Annotated in this window: 19 protein-coding genes; 8 read left to right on the forward strand and 11 right to left on the reverse strand. The window is 56.6% G+C overall.

Going from position 1 to position 18,866, the window contains the following annotated elements; all coding sequences use genetic code 11:
* Positions 1-164: 164 nt before the first annotated feature.
* From EI77_RS17145 to EI77_RS17155, 3 genes are read right to left on the reverse strand one after another with little or no spacing between them, the layout of a single operon-like run.
* Complete coding sequence (locus EI77_RS17145; protein ID WP_133796522.1) at positions 165-926, reverse strand: formylglycine-generating enzyme family protein; 762 nt, start codon at positions 924-926, stop codon at positions 165-167.
* Positions 927-969: 43 nt separating this feature from the next.
* On the reverse strand, positions 970-1,773 hold the full coding sequence (locus tag EI77_RS17150; RefSeq protein ID WP_133796523.1) for a formylglycine-generating enzyme family protein: 804 nt from the start codon (positions 1,771-1,773) through the stop codon (positions 970-972).
* A 52-nt stretch (positions 1,774-1,825) separates the two neighbouring features.
* The gene (locus EI77_RS17155) at positions 1,826-2,389 is read right to left on the reverse strand and encodes an OmpA family protein (RefSeq protein ID WP_133796524.1); all 564 of its coding nucleotides are present in this window, start codon (positions 2,387-2,389) and stop codon (positions 1,826-1,828) included.
* A 185-nt stretch (positions 2,390-2,574) separates the two neighbouring features.
* Here EI77_RS17155 and EI77_RS17165 point away from each other — a divergent pair, with 185 nt between their 5' ends.
* Complete coding sequence (locus tag EI77_RS17165; protein WP_166647321.1) at positions 2,575-4,920, forward strand: DUF4384 domain-containing protein; 2,346 nt, start codon at positions 2,575-2,577, stop codon at positions 4,918-4,920.
* 90 nt (positions 4,921-5,010) lie between these two features.
* On the opposite strand, the gene EI77_RS17170 is transcribed toward EI77_RS17165, so the two are convergent.
* Entirely contained in the window at positions 5,011-5,715 is a 705-nt protein-coding gene (locus EI77_RS17170; RefSeq protein ID WP_133796527.1) for a pirin family protein, read from the reverse strand.
* An 85-nt stretch (positions 5,716-5,800) separates the two neighbouring features.
* Here EI77_RS17170 and EI77_RS17175 point away from each other — a divergent pair, with 85 nt between their 5' ends.
* Entirely contained in the window at positions 5,801-6,709 is a 909-nt protein-coding gene (locus EI77_RS17175) for a LysR family transcriptional regulator (RefSeq protein WP_166647322.1), read from the forward strand.
* Between the two features lie 31 nt (positions 6,710-6,740).
* On the opposite strand, the gene EI77_RS17180 is transcribed toward EI77_RS17175, so the two are convergent.
* The 7 genes from EI77_RS17180 to EI77_RS17210 all read right to left on the reverse strand — a co-directional run bounded on the left by EI77_RS17180 (position 6,741) and on the right by EI77_RS17210 (position 13,441).
* Positions 6,741-8,714, reverse strand: coding sequence for a bifunctional aldolase/short-chain dehydrogenase (locus EI77_RS17180; protein WP_133796529.1), 1,974 nt, complete (start codon positions 8,712-8,714; stop codon positions 6,741-6,743).
* Positions 8,715-8,809: 95 nt separating this feature from the next.
* Positions 8,810-9,610, reverse strand: coding sequence for an urease accessory protein UreD (locus tag EI77_RS17185; RefSeq protein ID WP_166647323.1), 801 nt, complete (start codon positions 9,608-9,610; stop codon positions 8,810-8,812).
* Positions 9,607-10,218 (reverse strand): urease accessory protein UreG, encoded by a 612-nt coding sequence (gene ureG / locus EI77_RS17190; RefSeq protein ID WP_133796531.1) that lies wholly within the window; start codon positions 10,216-10,218, stop codon positions 9,607-9,609. The genes EI77_RS17185 and ureG overlap by 4 nt, the downstream gene beginning before the upstream one ends.
* Positions 10,215-10,886, reverse strand: coding sequence for an urease accessory protein UreF (locus tag EI77_RS17195; protein WP_166647324.1), 672 nt, complete (start codon positions 10,884-10,886; stop codon positions 10,215-10,217). Before EI77_RS17195 ends, ureG begins: the two co-directional genes overlap by 4 nt.
* Positions 10,876-11,307 carry an urease accessory protein UreE gene (locus EI77_RS17200; protein ID WP_133796533.1) on the reverse strand — a complete coding sequence of 144 codons (432 nt, stop codon included), beginning with the start codon at positions 11,305-11,307 and terminating at the stop codon, positions 10,876-10,878. The genes EI77_RS17195 and EI77_RS17200 overlap by 11 nt, the downstream gene beginning before the upstream one ends.
* Before the next feature lie 95 nt (positions 11,308-11,402).
* A complete protein-coding gene (gene ureC, locus EI77_RS17205) occupies positions 11,403-13,124 on the reverse strand; it encodes an urease subunit alpha (RefSeq protein WP_133796534.1) in 1,722 nt (573 codons plus the stop codon).
* Positions 13,121-13,441 carry an urease subunit beta gene (locus EI77_RS17210; protein WP_133796535.1) on the reverse strand — a complete coding sequence of 107 codons (321 nt, stop codon included), beginning with the start codon at positions 13,439-13,441 and terminating at the stop codon, positions 13,121-13,123. The genes ureC and EI77_RS17210 overlap by 4 nt, the downstream gene beginning before the upstream one ends.
* A gap of 165 nt (positions 13,442-13,606) precedes the next feature.
* Between EI77_RS17210 and EI77_RS17215 the strand changes: the two genes are divergently transcribed.
* From EI77_RS17215 to EI77_RS17240, 6 genes are all read left to right on the forward strand, one after another.
* Positions 13,607-14,581: an ABC transporter substrate-binding protein gene (locus EI77_RS17215; RefSeq protein ID WP_133796536.1), complete on the forward strand. Its 975-nt coding sequence runs from the start codon at positions 13,607-13,609 to the stop codon at positions 14,579-14,581.
* A gap of 103 nt (positions 14,582-14,684) precedes the next feature.
* Entirely contained in the window at positions 14,685-16,007 is a 1,323-nt protein-coding gene (locus EI77_RS17220) for an ABC transporter permease (RefSeq protein WP_166647325.1), read from the forward strand.
* Positions 16,004-16,903, forward strand: a complete 900-nt coding sequence (locus tag EI77_RS17225) for an ABC transporter ATP-binding protein (protein WP_133796538.1) — start codon at positions 16,004-16,006, stop codon at positions 16,901-16,903. Before EI77_RS17220 ends, EI77_RS17225 begins: the two co-directional genes overlap by 4 nt.
* Before the next feature lie 89 nt (positions 16,904-16,992).
* A complete protein-coding gene (gene nikR / locus EI77_RS17230) occupies positions 16,993-17,478 on the forward strand; it encodes a nickel-responsive transcriptional regulator NikR (RefSeq protein WP_133796539.1) in 486 nt (161 codons plus the stop codon).
* A gap of 10 nt (positions 17,479-17,488) precedes the next feature.
* Positions 17,489-18,208 (forward strand): urea amidolyase associated protein UAAP1, encoded by a 720-nt coding sequence (locus EI77_RS17235; RefSeq protein ID WP_208300394.1) that lies wholly within the window; start codon positions 17,489-17,491, stop codon positions 18,206-18,208.
* Positions 18,205-18,852: an urea amidolyase associated protein UAAP2 gene (locus EI77_RS17240; protein WP_133796541.1), complete on the forward strand. Its 648-nt coding sequence runs from the start codon at positions 18,205-18,207 to the stop codon at positions 18,850-18,852. The genes EI77_RS17235 and EI77_RS17240 overlap by 4 nt, the downstream gene beginning before the upstream one ends.
* Positions 18,853-18,866: the final 14 nt, after the last annotated feature.

Genomic DNA, 18,866 nt, shown 5'->3' on the forward strand with positions numbered 1-18,866 from the left:
CATAGGGGACGGTATGTGGCGCATTTGACTCATTTACGTTTGTTATCTTTAACTAAATTTAAAGCGTTCAATAGTCCATGACGCGCAGACTCTTCGAACCGCGCCGTATAGGTTTTAACCTTTGGCGCATTTTTGCCGGTTAGTAACTGCACCTCCAAATCATTTTAGGGCTCAATCACGACACGAAACCCTGCATTCGAAGTGTCGTCTGGAATGTTAGGCACAATGTTCCGATGATAGAGCGACGTGAGAACGGTGTGATCGGTGGCATCCTGCATATAGCCTCCGCCGCGTAAGCTGGGGCTGCCATTGACCCATTCCCATACATTTCCGGCTAGGTCATGAATGCCAAGCTCATTTGCTGGATAACTTCCACAAGGTGCGGTAAATGGGTGTCGATCTCGGTATTCCTTGATTGTGGTCGCAGCGTTCACTCCGTGTAGCTCGCCTTTAATTTCATCTACAACAATCGCCGTTTTCATCTCCTGGCCATTGTAGTTGGCAAAGTTGTCCGGTGGCGGCCATGCGTCTCCCCAAGGATAGAGTCTGCCCGTCCCCACAGCCATGTCCCATTCCGCATGTGTCGGCAACCGGTAGCGACGCCCCTCGCGCTGTGACATTTTACCGCACCATTCTTTGGCCTGCTCCCATTCTATGCCAGCGCCGGGCCGTTCACCCTGGCTAGAATGTACGGAATAAATCCCCAGCGCCCCACATTGGGTGACATTTGTCTCCGTGGTGCACATCAGAATGTTCGTTCCAGGCACGGGCACAAACTTCATTCCCAGACTATTGACGAAAGGTGCCTCCTTGGTAGCTGGCGGCAGCGAAGTCTCAGCGGAAGCAGGTCCCGGGGTATTAGCGCAATTCGAAAACAAAGAGAGGCAGGCGGACAAGATAACGAATCGCACAATAGAATATCTCATGATGGATGTGAAAACGTCTGTGGATAGGTATTAAGGTAAGGCATCAGCGGACTAAAACGCACCGAAAGCCGATCTCGTCCTGCTTTGTGGTGCGATGAATGGCGGCCACATTGCGAGCCGCGCTGGTCATGTAGTCCCGGTCAAAGTCGGTGAACGATCCACCGTATCTCGATTCATAGCTCTCGGGGATCCAATGCATCGTCCATTCCCAGACATTACCTCCTAAATCATGGATGCCCAGCCCGTTGGCAGCATAGCTTCCGACAGGGGCGGTATACAAATGATTGTCGCTAAAGCCGCCGATAAGACTCATTTTGACCCCGCCACTCCATATTTTATAAAAGACTGGAAGATCGTCCTCGCTGCAGTTGCGCCATTCCTGCCCGCTGTAATTTCCCGAATAATTTGGCGGCGGCCACGAGTTCCCCCAAGGATACTTAGCCGAACCAATGGCCTTCTTCCATTCGGACTCGGTGGGAAGACGATATTTTCTGCCCTCTTTTTGCGAGAGCCAGTCACACCATGCCTTTGACTGATTCCAATCCACATTAACAACCGGGTGATTTCCATCCTGTGGAAATTCAGGTGGTGGCACGGATCCACCGCTTAACCGATACTGTGAGACAGTGGTTTCCGTCGTGCACATAAGAATCTGCGTGCCCGGCACAGGCACAAACTTCATGCCGAGACTGTTCACAAAAGGTGCCTCTTTGGTGGCGGCAAGTGAGTTAGGCTGTACCCTGCCCCCCGTTGGCACCTGGCATTGGGTTAACAGCAGTGCGGCCAGAAAAAGGCCTGGGACAATACGGAGAGTGAAAGGCTGCATCGACATTTGTCTGAATTTCATTTGTTATCGTAGGTCGAAATTAAATTACACAATAATGCACAGAGCGGGCTTGCTACAGCTTTCTGTAGATTTCCACACGACGGTTCACTGAACGCTCGCTCTCATCCAGGTTGGCGGTCACGGGCCTTTCCTCACCAAAGCCAAGGAACTGCAGGCGATAAGCGGGCACGCCCAGTCGGATCAATTCCGCCACCACCACCTCTGCACGCCGCTGAGAAAGGTCTTTATTGTCCGCATCCGGCCCAAGGTCGCAGGTATGCCCTTCAATCAAAAACGTTTCAGTCCCCGCCATCTGCATTGCCTTCGCGATCTCGGCCAGTTGCCGGAAGGATCTGCCATCCTGAATTTGGTCACTCCCCAGTTCAAACCGAACATTTTGAAAACGTTCCTGTGTATCCGCATCCACCTTCACTTCCACTTTTTGCACCTCCACCGTGAGGCCCTTCGTCACCTTCACCGTGGTTGTGCGGGTTTCCTCCACAGGGGTCGCCAGGGACTTGGTGCGTTTCCATTTTTTTGCCAGTTGCTCGGCAGAGATGACAGCCTGATCGCTGGCGTTGACGAAAGAAGCCAGCAGCAAAGAAAGGGTGAATGAAAGGAGGAGGACGTGTTTCATGGAGATAAGTGATTCAGCCAATCGGACAAGACTGAATTTTGATTGCAAAAAAGTCGCTCAGAAGCTCGCAGGGTGTAATGCTTAAGCTAAAATTTATCACGCTCAAGATAGTTTCATTTTCTCTCAATCACCGTTAGACGCTCCGCGATTGGCATGATGTCTCTGGACAACTACCACCTCCACCCATGAAACGATTTCTCAATTCCCTCCTGCTCCTCATCGCGTTTCCAGTCCTGGCGGATGAGGCCAAAGTCCTGCAGATTTTTGATCAAAAGTGTGCCGACTGCCACAGTGACGGCGATGAAGAGCCACCGCTGCATGGCGGCATCAACCTGACGAAACTGCAAGGTAACGAAGACGGCATCAAAAGCATCCTGGACCGAATCACCAGACCGGACGGTACCAAAGGCCGGATGCCCAAGAGCAAAGGCAATCCCGGAGATGCCTCCTATTTACCGCCGCTGTCCGCCGAAGAAATCGCCCTGGTGAAAGCATGGGCAGGAGGCACTGCACCCGCAGCCAGTACGCCTGCGACCAGCGCGCCAACTCCTGCGCCTGCGGATGCCCCGGCTGCAACCCCAGCCCCTGCGGCGGAGGAAAAACCTGCCGTCGCCGCTGCCCCACCGCGCCGGTTTATCCCCGTCACGGAAGAAGTGCGCAGGATCGCCGATGATGTGATGAAACTGTCCGAATCCGCACAGCCCTTTGCCCGTTATTTAACGCTGACCAATCTGGCCAATCTCCGTGACGCCAGCGGCCAGCCTGTGGAGGATGAGAAGCAGATGGAAACTTACCGCGCGGCCATCAGCAAGCTGCTCAACAGCCTCAGCCACGAAGGCCAGATCCGCGTGCCCACCGCGGTGGATGAGGATAAAACAATCTACCGATTTGACCTGCGCGACTACGGGTGGACGCAGCAGGAATGGGAGCAGCATGTGGTGTCTGGTTATCCCTATGCCCTGCGTGGATTTGATGCCCGACGGGAGACTGAAATCGCCGATGCCACGCACAGCGCTTCGGCCTGGGTTCGTGCCGACTGGTTTACTTTTGCTGCCGGACAGCCGCCTTTATACAACCAGCTCCTGCGCCTGCCTGACAATGACCGTGACCTGGAAAAGGAGCTGGGCATTGATGTGGTGGGAAATCTGCAAAACAAGCGCGCCATCCGCGCCGGCTTCCGCCTGAGCGGGGTCAGCCAGGGCAACCGGATGATCGAACGTCACGAGCTGGGCCGCTATCCCGGTGCCTACTGGAAAAGCTACGACTTCAGCCCCCTGGACCTGCATGGACAGCATGACCTTTTTCGCAGCCCACTCGGCCCCGTAGGTGCAGGCCTGACGCCTAACAAAGACCGTGAATTTGCCCATGATGGTGGCGAGATCATCTGGAACCTCCGCAATGGACTCCAGGCCTATTATCTCAGCACGGCAGCAGGCGCGAAACTGGACCGTGCACCCACTGAAATCGTCCAGGATAAAAAACGCCGGGATGGAGCCATCATCAACGGCATCTCCTGCATGGCCTGCCATGAATCCGGCATGAAGTATACCCTGGACAAGCCCTTGGAACAGTTCCGGGATGAGGTGGGCGTCATTGCCCTCAAAGCTGGACTGGACCGTTCGGAGCAAAGGATCGTGGAGGACCTCTACGCACCTCAAGAAAAACTGCATGAGGTGGTGAAGCAGGATGAGGAGCGGTTCAAAAAGGCCCTGGAAGCCGCCACCCCCGGCTATGACCAGCCGCTCGATCCCGTGGAGCGGCTCTACAAGCGCTTCAAAGCCGATATCAGGCTGGAAACCCTGGCGGCTGAATTTGGTGAAGAAGACCCCACCTTCATTGAAAAACTGAAAGACACCCGTGATGCCGATCTGGAAAGCATCGCCGCGCAGCTGGAGGCAGGCATGGAGTTTCCACGTGCCGGATTCCTGGATCAGTTCCGCACCATCGCCCACGCCTTGCGTTATCATCAGTTAGACTTCACTCCCATCGCCTACACAGAGTTCACCAGCGGAGCCTCCAAGGCAGGTGGAAACGTCGGCCAGGTAGTCTTGAGCGATGGTGGCAAACTCTCCATCAGCACGGACAAGCCCCACTATGTGAAAGGCGACCTGATGACCGTGAAGCTCAAATGCACGGAAGGTGTGTTCGTCCGCCTTTATCATTTCAGTGCCGATAAAAAGCTCACTCAAATCTTTCCTAATGCTGGCCAGAGCGACAATTTCATCCGGGGTGGCAAAGAGATTATTTTGCCTGAACCTGGCGCTGCTTTCCGCTTTCGCATGGGTTCCCCCTTCGGCACGGAAATCATCCTCGCCGTCGCCAGCCCGGTTCAATTCACGGATGATGGCAACCTCAGCTTTGCCCAGGGAGAAGTCTTCAAATCCTTCCCCGAAACCGACCTGCGTCAGGCAAAGAAACGCGGTGTGAAAGGGCTGACGGTCGAAGTCACCACTCCTACTGGCAAGGTCGTGGGCGAGCGCTCCGCCCCCACCTTCTCGGCCAGAGCGGTCTTTACGGTATCAGATCACTGAGCCGCTCCTGTCATTCCTTCCAAAGTGCAAAAAAAGCCCGGCTGATGAGGCCGGGCTTTCGTGTTTGCATCGAATGGATCGATGGGATGTTTAGCCAAGATCAAAGAGCAGCGCCTCCGTATCCGTGCCGTCTGAGGTGATGGTCAGCGTGCCTGCATCTTCGGTGCTCAAAGCATCGCCAGGTTGCAGGGTCTGTCCGTTGATGGTGGCCTGCCCTTTGATGAGCTGGAACCAAACACCACGGCCCGCCTTCACCTCATGATCCACACTGGCGGAGGAGCCCAGGCGGACACGATAGACATCCGCATCCTGATGGATGGTGGCGGAATCGTCCCGGCCATCGGGGGAGATGACCAGCACCTTGGTTTCCTTCTCCTTAGCGGGATCTGGATGCCATTCGGTGTAGCTGGGCACCAGCGCACGGGCCTGCGGCTGGATCCAGATTTGCAGGAAGTGGGCCGTCTCCGTGGGGGACGGATTGAACTCACTATGCAGCACACCTTTGCCAGCGCTCATCAGTTGCACCTGGCCGGGCTTCAGCTCGCGGCCGTTGCCCAGGCTGTCCTTATGGGCCAGGGTGCCTTCCAGCACATAGCTAAAGATTTCCATGTCCCGGTGCGGGTGCGTGGGGAAACCGCCGTTAGGGGCCACCCGGTCCTGATTGATCACACGAAGACTGCGGAAACCCATGTAGGAGGGGTCATAGTAATCGGCGAAACTGAAAGTGTGATGACTGTTTAACCAGCCGTGGTCAGCGTGGCCTCTTTCATTCGATCTGCGAAGTTTGGTTTTCATAGCAAGACGATACTGCTTCATGTGCCGCCATGATGCTAATGCGGCTCCGTTTGCCTGAGACTGCGGGAGGGGTATGCTGGCAGCCATGGAACTCCGTCCCCTGCGCTCCTTCATCGCCGCTGCCGAAGATGGCAATATCAGCCGTGCGGCGACACGGCTGCATCTTACCCAGCCGGCGCTCAGCCGACAGATCAAAGGTCTGGAGGATGAACTGGGGGTCACTCTGCTGGAGCGTGGTGCGCATTCCTTCAGCCTCACTCCGGCGGGCGAGCTGCTTTTGCGTGAGGGCCGGGTTCTGCTGGAGCGTGCCGATGCGCTGGAAAACCGGGTCCGCGCCACAGCCAAGGCACAGACCATCCGCGTGGGATACTCTCCCTCCCTCAGCGCGGGCATCCTTTCCCCTGCCATGGAGGCCTTCTCCCAGGTGCATCCGAAAGCCCGCGTGGAGCTTTCTGACATGACCAACCAGGAGATGATGGATGCCCTGGTCAAAGGCACGCTGGATGTCATCGTCACCGTGCAACCGCTCAAGGAAATGCCGGAGATCATCTGGACAAAGGTGCAGCAGCAGACCTGGCGGGTGGCCCTGCCACGCCAGCATCCGCTCCATGCCAAAAAGACACTCACGCCACAGGACCTGAACGAGCAGCGCCTCGTGGTGTATAGCCAGCGTGATTACCCGGACTACTGGGCCTTCATCGGTGGCTGGTTCAAAGAGCACCGCATCAATGCCCGCATCGCCAGCGAATGTGACGGCGTGACCAGTCTCATCTCTGCCGTGGAGGCCGGCATGGGCATCGCGCTCGTGGTGGAGCGCATCGCCTGCCTAATCCCGGAGCGAATCGTTTTGAAACCCATGTCCCCACAGCCCCAGCCCATCCACATTTCCGCCGGGGTGCTGGAAAGGCAGAGGAACGACAAAGTCTTCGCCGTGTTTGTGGAGGAACTGAAACGCGCGGGTGAAATGGATCTGGAGCGGCTGGCGGCGGTTTAAAAGTGACGCGCAGCCAGCCGACCAAACCTTTTTAAATCACCCGGTCATTACCACCATCGACCGGGATCTGAGCACCGGTGACTTTGGCGAATAATGGCGATGCCATCGCAGACACCATGTTGCCGATGTCCTTGCTCTTGATCTCCACCTTCATCAGGTTCTTCGTCTTGTATTCATCCACCGTCATGCCATAACGCTCAGCACTGCGCTGGAGAGCCTCTGGCGTCCACAGCTTGGTGTCAAAGACGGCATCCGGATGCACAATATTGACACGCACCCGGTTAGGCGCGAGCTCCAGTGCAGCCACGCGGCAGAGCTGGGTCAGAGCGGCCTTGCTGCAGGAATAGGCGGAAGCACCAGGGCCAGGAGCTTTGAAATTTCGGCTGCCCACAAAGATGATGCTGGCATCCAAGCCCAGCTTCACAAACGGGATCACTTTGTTCATCAGCTTCTGGTGGCTGGTGAGGTTGATGGAAATCGTACGGTCCCAGTCGTTCTGCTGCATCGTGTCCAGCGGCTCATTCTTGGGGAAGATCCCGGCATTAGACACCACGATGTCAATGCCGCCGAACTCGCGCACCACGAACTCGATGGCATCCTGCACAGGCTTGTCTTCTGTGAGGTTCACTACAATGCCGATGCCGCCGATCTTTTTCATGATCTCCGGGATGTCCTTGTCAATGTCCAGTCCCACGACCTGGGCACCTTGCTCCGCCAGGCTTTCAGCGATGGCGAAGCCAATGCCCGCCGCGCAACCCGTAACGATGGCCACCTTTCCCTGGTGCACCTTGCGGGCAGGCCCTTTGCGTAATTTGGCCTGCTCCAGCTCCCAATACTCGATTTCAAAAATGTCCTTCTCAGGCAGTGGCTCCCAGCCTCCGACACGCTCCGCAAGCTGCACGGTGGATGCGGTGGATTCAGAGATGTCGAAGACGATGTTCGCGTCCTTCAAAGTATCCCCAAAGCTGACCACTCCCTGGTTAGGCCAGATGGCAAACCGGGGTGCGGCATCCAGCATGGTGTGACCGCTGGCATTGCGCTCAAAGTAGGTCTTGTAATCCTCAGCAAACTTTTGCACCGAAGCCGCGATGTCCGCGCCAATGAAGGCCGGAGCGCGTTTGGTACGGATGCTATGATCTGGGGTCAAAGGTCCCCGTGTACCAAAGTCAGCCACTTGTTCCAGCCCTGCATAACCCGCAGCCTCAGCACTCGCATTCAGCCGTGCGATCTGGGGGAAACCACGCACTTTGGAAACCGCCTGCCGCAGGGTGGCCAGGGCCAGAAGATCTTCATTCGCCACTTGGCTTGCAGCCACGGCACCATCGCTCTTCTTAGCCAGGTATTCTTCCGCCATCGTGACCATCTCGATGTGCAGTTCATAGCTCTTGCGAGCATCGTCATCGAAGGTGAACAGACCATGCTTCAGCAGAACCATGCCCTGGATGCCCTCGGCCCGCAGGTCACGTCCAGCGATGAGGTCGGCCACCGTTTTGGCCAGGATGAAACCCGGCATCACGTAAGGGACGATGATCACCCGGTCACCAAAAACTTCTTTCACCCGTGCCTCGCCTTCCGCATTGCAGGTGAGGGCAGAGATGGCATTCGCATGACTATGATCCACGAAGCGGAAAGGCAGGATCGCATGCAGGATGGCCTCAATACTGGCCGCAGGCGCGTTCGGGTTCGTCATCGCCGCCCGCTGCTGCAGCACCATGTCCGCATCGCTCATCGTCGGCAGTTTCGACATCTTGATCAGTGCATCCTGACGCACTGGGGAGAAACCTTCACGCTCAATGGTGGCCAGATCCCATCCGCTGCCCTTCACATAGCAGAGGTCCACATCATCTCCGAAGAAATCCTTCTCCGTGACTTTGACGGAGGTATTGCCACCGCCATGCAACACCAGGGCAGGATTCCTCCCCAGCAGACGGCTGGTATAGACGCGCTGGCCCAGCAAGTCGGTTCCAAAGGTGGCGGCTTCTGTATCGTTCCAAAGGCTTTGCATGATTGGGAAAAGGAGAGGCCAGACTTCCGGTGGATGAGCCGGGGGCGCAAGGGGATTTTGGGCCTCACCGTGCCTCATGCACGATGAATCATGAATCACATGTAACGCCCTAGGCTTGGCACCTGCTTTTCCAGGGCCTGATACAGGATAACCCGTAACTGCTGCAAGGTACGACGCGCACTGAGACTGTCCTGACAGAGCGCCTTGATAGCAAAACCGCCCTGGCTCAGCGGCCCATGCCCCAGATAAACCTGCGGACTGTTCAGCGCCTCCAACGCTTCAAGAGGCAGTTCGTTTACCCCCAGGATAAAACATCCCAGATAATGCCCCTGCGGATGCACATTGCGCAGAGACTCCAGGCTGCTGTCATCCGGGGATAGCCGGTAGCGCTCACGCGCAGCCAGACGGCCAGCGCACCACACATCTAGATCCCAGTTGAGCTCAGCATACTGAAACACCTCCCCGCTGGCCACTCGGCCCGGAGTCAGCCAGTCAAAGTATAAAAGCTGTCCGCCTGCGGCCACGTGCAGTTCCGTATGCTGCTGATACCGCGCCCCTGCCTGGGGAATAAACGGCTCTGGGTAAAACTCCAGAAACCCGCCCTCCTGCACCCTGAATGTCTGCCGCACCTTTGCCGGGCCACCACTGCGCGAGCGATACACCCGGCTCGCGCTTGGTGTGGTGAGCACAAGCGAAGCGCCGGTCTCTGCCTCTGCCGTCAGCTCGATGGTATCGCCATCGAAGATGCCTGCCGTGGGATTCACAATGTTCACCACCAAAGCTCCCGCATCCTCGTGCGGCTTGCTCAGATGCAGGGGCGCACGAAACGATCTCTGGCGCAGATACGTCTGCCCGGAGTCATAACACGAACCAATGAGATAGAGGTGGCCGTTCAAACGAAAAGATAGTCCCGTTTCAGCCAGCCGATGAGTTCATCCTTCCCCTTTTCCGACTTCATATCGGCAAAGATAAAGGGCTTCTCCCCACGCATGAGTTTGGAATCCCGCGCCATGACATCCAGATCCGCGCCGACATAAGGAGCCAGGTCGATTTTATTGATGAGCAGGAGATCACTGTTGCGGATGGCAGGGCCGCCTTTGCGCGGGATTTTGTCCCCTTCCGCCACATCAATGACGAAGATAAAAACATCCGCCAGTTCAGGCGAATACGTCGCCGAAAGATTGTCACCACCGCTTTCAATCAGCAGCAGTTGCAAATCCGGATGCCGCTTTTCCAGTTCGATCACCGCTGCCATGTTCATGCTGATGTCATCGCGGATAGCTGTGTGCGGGCAGCCACCTGTTTCCACGCCCATCACCCGGTCAGCCGGCAGGATGTTCTGGCGCAGGAGGAACTCCGCATCCTCGCGTGTATAGATGTCATTGGTGATGACGGCCAGGGAGTATTCGTCCTTCAGCCACTCGCAGAGGCGCAGGACACACATGGTTTTACCAGAGCCCACAGGGCCGCCGATACCGATACGGAGAGGACGGGAATTGCTCATGAAATGAATAGACGTTCGTTCGCCCGCGCATGACGCATGGAGGCGATTTCGAGAAGAGGATTAAACCAGCCGATGCGTTCCGGCGTGGCAGAGATGACTCCTTCCAACTGGGGTGCCAGGGCCACCATCGCACCGCGAATGATGAGCTGGCAGCGCTCCTGCCCCAGGCGCAGCAGTTTCATCGCGCTGATGGCATAACCACTGATGCTTTGCAGGGAAAAAGCACACACCGCCGCCGCCACCGGCAGACGGCGAAGCTCCAATGCACAGGCGATGAGGTGATGACAGGGCGCACCGCTCTGCGCAAACGCAGCCAGGGATGGATCCGTGTCCAGTTTTTGCACCAGGGCCAACCTGCGCGAGCCAAGCTGACGACTCGCCTGCCTTAGCTCAGCCGCCAGTTTCCAGGCATCCAACTCATCATCCATCATGCGCAGCCCCTCATGATCATCCGCAGCCGCCAGCGCATGGGCTCTGACTAAAAACGGCAGCTCAAAAGCCAGCAGCCCTGGGAGAATCTGGCGATGCAGGAAGACCTCCAGATCGTCTGGCTTTTTCACCACTCCCCGCTGCACCAGCTCCTCCAGTCCCATTGAATGCGCGTAAGCTCCCGAGGGAAACTGGGAGTCATTCACCTGCAAAAGCCAGGGCAGCCATTCAGGGAGCATGAGCGGTGACACGTAAAGGGTTGAAGACGACACTGACTTCCTCATAGGCCCAGCCTTCGCGTTCAAAGAGCTGCAGCACGGCCACATCATGAGTGATGCGGATCACCCCGTCCACCACTTGCACACCCAGATGCAAATTTCCGATCTTCCAGCCCATCAGCGCGGCTTCATCCACTGATCCTGGCCGCACCTGATAGACGGTCTCTTCCTGCTGCCGCACCACATAGTCCAGATCATTCGTCTGATGGATCACGCAACCATGTTTCAAGCGTGCCGCGAGATCGAATCCAAACTCCGTCCCATCCGCCGCCAGCCCACGCCAGCGTCTTTTCAAAAACAGCCGCCGCTCAACCAAAAGCTCCACCTGCTCCGCGACCGGACGCAAGGAGGAATCGGAGAGCATGTGGGTGATGAGGATCATAGAAATGTATGGGGCGTGCGGATCCGGCTGATCGGGCAAATTTATTACTCAGCGCGTAACAAATTGCTGCCGGGGGAAATACTTACCCCTCGCCCTCAAAACAAAAAGTACCGTTGCGCCATCGGCAGCACACTGGCCGGTTCGCAGCGCAGTTCGCGGCCGTCGGCTTTCACGGTGTAGCTATCTGGATCCACCTCGATCTTCGGCAGGTAGTTGTTCCACAGCATGTCATGTTTGCTCACCGTGCGGCAGGTTTTCACAGCGCTCAGGCGTTTATTGACGCCAAGGTTTTTGACCACGCCGCTTTGCATCGCCGCCTGGCTGATGAATGTCACGCTGGTACTGTATTTGGCCCGGCCATGGGCGGCAAACTGGGGACGATACAGCATGGGCTGCGGCGTGGGGATGCTGGCGTTCGGATCGCCCATGTTAGCCATGGCGATCATGCCACCTTTCAGTACCACTTCAGGCTTCACACCAAAGAAGGCCGGTTTCCACACCACAAGGTCCGCCAGCTTTCCGACCTCAATGCTACCCACTTCATGGGAGATGCCGTGAGTGATGGCCGGATTGATCGTGTATTTGGCCACGTACCGCATAGCGCGGTAATTATCCGCCGCATTGTGCACAGGCCCGTCCAGCTTGCCAAATTGCACCTTCATCTTGTGCGCGGTCTGCCACGTGCGGGTGATCACCTCTCCCAGCCGTCCCATGGCCTGGCTGTCACTGGACATCATGGAAATGGCCCCGAGGTCATGCAACAAATCTTCCGCCGCGATGGTCTCCGGACGGATGCGGGATTCGGCAAAAGCCACATCTTCGGGAATCTTCGAATCCAGGTGATGGCAGACCATGAGCATGTCCAGATGCTCATCAATAGTATTGACGGTGAAGGGCCGCGTCGGGTTCGTGGAGGAAGGCAGCACATTCGCCTCACCACAGACTCGGATGATATCCGGCGCATGCCCTCCACCCGCTCCTTCAGAGTGATAGGTATGGATGGTGCGTCCCTTAAAAGCAGCCAGAGTACTCTCCACGAATCCGGCTTCATTTAAAGTATCCGTATGGATGGCCACCTGCACATCCAGTTCGTCCGCCACGCCCAGACAGGTATCAATGGCTGCCGGAGTCGTGCCCCAGTCTTCATGCAGCTTCAGGCCGATGGCACCGGCCAGCACCTGCTCACGCAGAGGCTCCGGTGTGGAGCAATTGCCCTTGCCAAGGAAGCCCAGATTCATCGGATACTCATCCGCTGCTTCCAGCATGCGGTGCATGTTCCAAATGCCTGGAGTACAAGTCGTCGCATACGTACCATGGGCGGGACCTGTTCCACCGCCAATCATGGTCGTGACACCGCTGGCCAGTGCATGGTCGATCTGCTGGGGGCAGATGAAATGAATGTGCGTGTCAATGCCGCCCGCCGTGATGATGCAGCCTTCACCCGCAATCACTTCGGTGCCTGCACCGATGACCATATCGATTCCGTCCTGCAACAGGGGATTCCCCGCATGGCCGATGCCGACAATGCGGCCATACTTGATGCCAATGTCCGCCTTGATGATGCCCTGCACGGCGTCAATGATCGTCGCATTCGTGATGACCAAATCCAGGCAATCGGCATCCAGCGCCAAACATGACTGTGCCATGCCATCGCGGATCACCTTGCCTCCGCCAAATTTCACTTCATTTCCATAGCCACCCTTTTCAGCGATGAGATCACGCTCCACCTCAATGAAAAGTTCCGTATCGGCCAGCCTCACTTGGTCGCCCACAGTGGGGCCGAACATGCTGGCGTGTTGTTTGCGGGTGATCTTCATGCGGGCAGGGGTCCGTTGACAAGATTGTTGAGGCCATAGACCTCGCGTTTTCCGGCGAAGGCGACCACTTCCACTTCGCGTGTATCACCAGGCTCAAAGCGCACCGCCGTCCCCGCTGGGATGTTTAGCCGAAAGCCGAGCGCAGCCGCCCGGTCAAAGTCCAGGGAGGTATTCACCTCATAGAAATGAAAGTGGCTGCCGACCTGCACGGGACGGTCTCCCGTATTCGCAACAGTCAGTTTCAGCGTGGCTAGGCCGACATTGGCTTCAAGGTCGCCAGCACCTTGGGGATGGATGATTTCGCCGGGAATGAGCATTCAATTTCCGACCCAAAGCAGGAAGCATGCAAGCCCTTCGATAAAACGCCGGGAATGTTGTGAAAGCACTGGGTGAATCGTATGAAGCGCGGGGATGCCGGGCAGGGCTTGGCATAAGGGGTGCTTTTGAATGATCTGCAATCGCATCTCACCTCCGCCTTCCCCATGAAACGAAAAGTTCTCGCCCTGCTCCTGCCCTTTCTCATGCCTTTGGCCAGCCTCTCGGCGGAGCCATTAAAAATTGGTTACTCGGACTGGCCCGGCTGGGTGGCCTGGGAAATTGGCATTAAAAAAGGCTGGTTCAAAGAAGAGGGCGTGGAGACTGAATTTGTGTGGATGGACTATGTGAAATCCATGGAAGCCTACGCCGCAGGCAAACTGGACGCGGTTTGCGTGACCAATGGCGATGCCCTCGTCACAGGTGCCACAGGCAAACCTTCCGTCGCCATCCTCCTCAACGACTTTTCGAACGGCAATGACATGATCGTGGCCAAGCCCGGCATCGATTCATTCAAAGCCATGAAGGGAAAAACCGTCGCTCTGGAGGAAGGTTTCGTGGAGCATCTGCTCCTACTGAAAGGCTTGGAAATGAATGGCATGGCTGAAGGTGACATCACCATCAAAAACACCCCCACCAACAACACCCCGCAGGTCTTTGCCTCCGGTGAGGTGGATGCCATCGCCGCCTGGCAGCCCAATTCCGGTCAAGCTCTGAAACTGGTGCCCGGATCCAAACCGGTCTTCTCCTCTAAAGACGCTCCCGGCCTGATCTATGACGGCCTCTTTTGCGACATGGCCAGTGTGAAATCCCGCCGTCCCGAATGGCTGAAAGTGGTGAAAGTCTGGTATCGCATCGTCGCCTACATGGAAGACGAAAAAAACCTGGACGAAGCCCTCGCCATCCTGGCCGAGCGTGTCGGCGTCAAGCCAGCCGAGTATGAACCACTGCTCGAAGGCACCAAGATTCTTTCTCCCGCCGCAGCACTGAAGGTCTGGGAAAAAGCGGACGGCCTCGGCTCCATCTATGGCTCCACCAAAGTGGTGGATGACTTCAATGTGAAGTTCGGTGTTTACAAGGAACCCCTGGACATCGCTGCCTACCTGGATCCCACACTGACTAAAGAAGTGCTGGCCAAATAATTTCGGCACCTCTTCATCCGCACTCCTTCTCATGGCTACTTCGTCAGGCAGACATTGGTTTGGAGTGCGGAAAGATCTGGAACAGTCACGGGCCACTTTGCTGATGGCCCTTTCTTTTATCCTGCCCCTGCTGATCTGGAGCATAGCTGCTTATGGGCCATGGTGGAAAGTGGCCCATCAAGTCATCCTTTCCGCCGAGAGTTCACGACTTCAAAGTGTCTATATCATCGGCGACAGACTGGATCCCACCACTTGGGGAAAATTTACCCAGGCCATCCAGCAGGACAATGAAGAGATCCTCAAAGCCCGCGAATCTGGCCAGCCGATCCCTTTAACGGCGAGGCAGAACAAAAAAATCCTGCGCCAGCTTCATTCACCTGCGGTGATCAACGGCTGGCTCACCCGAAGCCAGGAAACGGATGACGAAGCCATCCGCCAGGTCTGGCTGAAACTCGCAGCAGGTGAACTAAAGGCAACCCGACGGGAGCTTTCTGACGACAACATAGAGATCATTGAAGCCAATGCCGAGATGCTCAAAAAATCAGGTGCCGTATGGCCCACCGAATCCCTGTTAAAACTTCTGCCGGAATCTTCTGAAGAAGTCTCGCGTCCCGTTTACCTCGTGCCACCGGATGTGGTGGCCACTTCCTTTTGGGAAGGTATCACGGCCGACCGGCCCGTGAGTGCGGAAAGCAGCGAGCAAGGCGCTGAGCGCAAAACACTCCTGCAGCGTTATGGAGAATCCTGGCGCACCATCGTTCTCGGCTTCCTGCTCGCCATCATCGTCGCTGTACCACTGGGGGTCATCGCTGGCACCTTTGATTTTTTCTCGAAGCTCATTGAGCCTTTCGCCAACTTCTTCAGCTACATGCCCGCACCTGCTTTTGGGGTGGTTCTAATGGCCATCTTCGGGCTCGACCTGGGGCCGAAGATCATGCTCGTTTTTCTCGGCACCCTGCCCTGCGCCGTGCTCACCATCGCCAAGACCACCCGGCGGCTGGATGGCTCCCTCCTCGAAGCTGCCCAGACCCTGGGAGCCAACCAGAGACAGCTTTTGCTAAATGTCGTCGTCCCAGGCATCCTTCCAAATCTTTACAACGATCTCCGCCTCCTCTTCGGCACTGCCTGGACCTGGCTTGTGATTGCCGAGCTGCTAGGTTTCAAGAGCGGCCTCGCCGAAGTCATTGACACTCACGGCCGCCGTTTCCAGTTTGATATCGTCTATCCGGCCATCCTTCTCATCGGTCTCTCGGGCTTTTGCATGGATCAAATCCTGGGCTTTCTCTCTCGCTTCTTTTTCCCTTGGGTGGATCAGCCAAAGCAAGGCTTCATGGGCAAGATCAGCGCCCGCCTCATGAAAGGCATGAAACAGAAATACCCGGGCCAGGCTGAACATGCAGCATCCCCTTCCTCCCTCGCCCCATGATCGCCACTCTCAGCTATCAGGACCAGTCGCCGGAGGTCAAAGCTCGCTTTGACAGGATCAAGGCCCGTCCGCCTCTCCTGCAGATATCCGGCCTATATAAGCGCTTCCATTCCAAAGCCGGAGAAGTCGTCGCTCTCAAGGACATCAACCTCACGGTTCACAGGCGCGAATTCATGTGCGTACTCGGCCAGTCAGGCTGCGGAAAGTCCACCCTCATCCGCATTCTCGCCGGGCTGGAAACACCCAGCGAAGGACAGGTCCTGGTGGACGGCCAGCCGGTCACAGGTCCAGGCAGAGATCGTGGCATGGTCTTCCAAAGCTACACCCTGTTTCCCTGGCTTACGGTCAAACAGAACGTCATGTTTGGCCCGCGCATGGCGGGAAAAAGCGGCCTAACCAATGAAGGCGAAGCACGGCAGTGGCTCGCCCTCGTCGGCCTGGACAAATTCGAAGATTCCTACCCGCACCAGCTCAGCGGCGGCATGAAACAACGCGCCGCCATCGCCCGCGCTCTGGCCAATGAACCGCGCATCCTCCTCATGGATGAACCCTTTGGCGCACTTGACCCTCAAACTCGTCAGCAGATGCAGGCCTATCTTCTACAGATCTGGAAGAATGTGGACATCACCATCTTTTTCATCACCCACGACCTGGATGAAGCCATCTTCCTGTCCGATCGCATCCTCGTCCTGGACCCGCGCCCAGGCCGCGTGCGTGAAATTGTCGAAGTTCCCGTCCCCCGCCCTCGTGACCATGAGCAGCTTCGCTCAGCCGAATTCCTCGCCACCAAGCAGCATCTCGAAACGATCATCCATCCTGAAGACAGCCATGCCAAACCCCAGTTCGACAAGCTGCCAGTGATGCGCATGACCACAGTCGGCGATGATGTGGAATGATACATTCAAGATGTGAACCCCCAATTTCTTTCTTCATACTTTTTTAATCTTTCCTCATACGCTAACAAAATTTAATGCTATGTAAAAGCATGCCTGATAAACCGCCCAAAGCTGAAACCTTCGCGCAGAGAGTGACCATCTCACTGCCCGATGCCCTGTATCAGCAGTTTGAGCAGCTTATGGAGGAGCGCGGGTTTCAAAACCGCTCTCAGGCCATCTCGGAGGTCCTCTCCCTTCACATTGCGGACTATTACAGCCTCAAAGGAAACAGCCTGATGGCAGGAACCATCACCCTTTTTTACGATCATAAACGCCCAGGTCTCAAACAGGAGATCGCCGACATCCAGCATGACAACATCCGTCAGGTCATCAGCTCCCTGCATGTTCTCCTGGAAAACAGCAACACCATGGAAGTGATCCTAGTGCAAGGCCCGGCCAAGCGCCTGCGCCAGATCGCCAATAAGCTTCTAAGTTGCAAGGGCGTGCTCGCAGGCCGCCTCAATCTCAGCCGCACCCTCATGCCCCCGATTCAAACTCAGCCTGACGATGCATCACAGAATCCGTCCGCCGACTAACCCCAGCCGAATGACCGATCCCATCTACACTCTCGATCTCAGCGGCGCTGGCATGTGGTCCCGCATCATTGGCAGGCATAAAACCCTGCGCCTGACCGACCTCGAAGGCGGTGCCAATATCGGCATGCTGCTTTATCACGCCAGCGAGCGGCATGAGCGTTACAACATGCCAGATACCCTCAAAGGCCAGCACATCTTCTACCTCCGTGCACCTTACTGCCTGCACTCAGACATGGGGCGCATTCTCGCTTCCATCACCCAAGACACCACTGGCTGGCACGATACCGTCTGCGGTGGCAGCGATGCCGCCCTCGTCCGCCAGAAATTTGGAGATAAAACGTTTCAGACAGCGCGCAACGATTTCCATCGCAATGCCCGCGAATGTTTTTTGATCGAGCTATCCAAGTGGGGCCTGGGCGAACGCGACCTCGTGCCTAACCTCAATTGGTTCAGCAAAGTCGTCGCCGATGAAGCAGGCAGACTGAGCTTCGTCAGCGGCCACTCAAAAGCTGGCGACCACGTGGATCTGCGTTTCGAAATGGACACCCTCGTTGTGCTCAATACCTGCCCGCATCCGCTGGATCCAGACCCTGCCTACCACCCCCGTCCCGTCAGGCTGGAAGTGTTTCGAAATGACCCGCCAGCAGCAGACGATCCCAGCTTTACCGTGCGTCCTGAAAATGCCCGCGCCTGGCGCAATACCGAGGACTTTTACCTTCTCGCCCAATGAGCACTTTCATTCCCGCTTTCTCAGACCTTAACGCAGCCACAGCCATCTATGATCACACCATCCTGGCCGGAGACCACTGGGTGCATGAGGTTAAACGTGGACAGACTTTGCGCATCGTCGATCTGGAAGGAAACCAAGCCGCAGACACCCTGTTTTACAATGCTCACGATCCCCTGGAACGCTACAGCGCCAGCGATACCATCCGCCACCAGGCCGCCCTTTATCTGACCACCGGCACGCGACTGATGTCCACACGTGGAAATCCCCTGCTTACCATCGTGGCGGATACGTGCGGCAACCATGACACCCTCGGCGGAGCCTGCTCACGGGAAAGTAATGTCATGCGCTACGCTTTTGACAAGGAGCCCATGCACGCCTGCCGTGATAGCTTCATTCGCGGCGTGCAATGCTGGAGCCACGGCCTGGGCAAACGTGACATCACCTGCAACATCAACTTCTTCATGAATGTCCCCGTTAGCCCAGACGGCCAGCTTCGCTTTGCCGATGGCGTCTCCGGCCCCGGTTATTACGTGGAGATGCGGGCTGAAATGGATGTCATCGCCCTGATTTCAAACTGCCCACAACTTAACAACCCCTGCAACGCCTATAACCCGACACCTGTCCAGGTGCTGATCTGGGACTAAACAGGGAATCCCGT

Source organism: Prosthecobacter fusiformis, assembly GCF_004364345.1.
Lineage (GTDB): Bacteria > Verrucomicrobiota > Verrucomicrobiia > Verrucomicrobiales > Verrucomicrobiaceae > Prosthecobacter > Prosthecobacter fusiformis.

Excerpts from the sequence above, each read along its gene's own strand:
- EI77_RS17145 (WP_133796522.1), bottom strand. The coding sequence starts at position 926 with ATGAGATATTCTATTGTGCGATTCGTTATCTTGTCCGCCTGCCTCTCT.
- EI77_RS17150 (WP_133796523.1), bottom strand. The coding sequence starts at position 1,773 with ATGAAATTCAGACAAATGTCGATGCAGCCTTTCACTCTCCGTATTGTC.
- EI77_RS17155 (WP_133796524.1), bottom strand. The coding sequence starts at position 2,389 with ATGAAACACGTCCTCCTCCTTTCATTCACCCTTTCTTTGCTGCTGGCT.
- EI77_RS17165 (WP_166647321.1), top strand. The coding sequence starts at position 2,575 with ATGAAACGATTTCTCAATTCCCTCCTGCTCCTCATCGCGTTTCCAGTC.
- EI77_RS17170 (WP_133796527.1), bottom strand. The coding sequence starts at position 5,715 with ATGAAAACCAAACTTCGCAGATCGAATGAAAGAGGCCACGCTGACCAC.
- EI77_RS17175 (WP_166647322.1), top strand. The coding sequence starts at position 5,801 with ATGGAACTCCGTCCCCTGCGCTCCTTCATCGCCGCTGCCGAAGATGGC.
- EI77_RS17180 (WP_133796529.1), bottom strand. The coding sequence starts at position 8,714 with ATGCAAAGCCTTTGGAACGATACAGAAGCCGCCACCTTTGGAACCGAC.
- ureG (WP_133796531.1), bottom strand. The coding sequence starts at position 10,218 with ATGAGCAATTCCCGTCCTCTCCGTATCGGTATCGGCGGCCCTGTGGGC.
- EI77_RS17195 (WP_166647324.1), bottom strand. The coding sequence starts at position 10,886 with ATGCTCCCTGAATGGCTGCCCTGGCTTTTGCAGGTGAATGACTCCCAG.
- EI77_RS17200 (WP_133796533.1), bottom strand. The coding sequence starts at position 11,307 with ATGATCCTCATCACCCACATGCTCTCCGATTCCTCCTTGCGTCCGGTC.
- ureC (WP_133796534.1), bottom strand. The coding sequence starts at position 13,124 with ATGAAGATCACCCGCAAACAACACGCCAGCATGTTCGGCCCCACTGTG.
- EI77_RS17210 (WP_133796535.1), bottom strand. The coding sequence starts at position 13,441 with ATGCTCATTCCCGGCGAAATCATCCATCCCCAAGGTGCTGGCGACCTT.
- EI77_RS17215 (WP_133796536.1), top strand. The coding sequence starts at position 13,607 with ATGAAACGAAAAGTTCTCGCCCTGCTCCTGCCCTTTCTCATGCCTTTG.
- EI77_RS17220 (WP_166647325.1), top strand. The coding sequence starts at position 14,685 with ATGGCCCTTTCTTTTATCCTGCCCCTGCTGATCTGGAGCATAGCTGCT.
- EI77_RS17225 (WP_133796538.1), top strand. The coding sequence starts at position 16,004 with ATGATCGCCACTCTCAGCTATCAGGACCAGTCGCCGGAGGTCAAAGCT.
- nikR (WP_133796539.1), top strand. The coding sequence starts at position 16,993 with ATGCCTGATAAACCGCCCAAAGCTGAAACCTTCGCGCAGAGAGTGACC.
- EI77_RS17235 (WP_208300394.1), top strand. The coding sequence starts at position 17,489 with ATGACCGATCCCATCTACACTCTCGATCTCAGCGGCGCTGGCATGTGG.
- EI77_RS17240 (WP_133796541.1), top strand. The coding sequence starts at position 18,205 with ATGAGCACTTTCATTCCCGCTTTCTCAGACCTTAACGCAGCCACAGCC.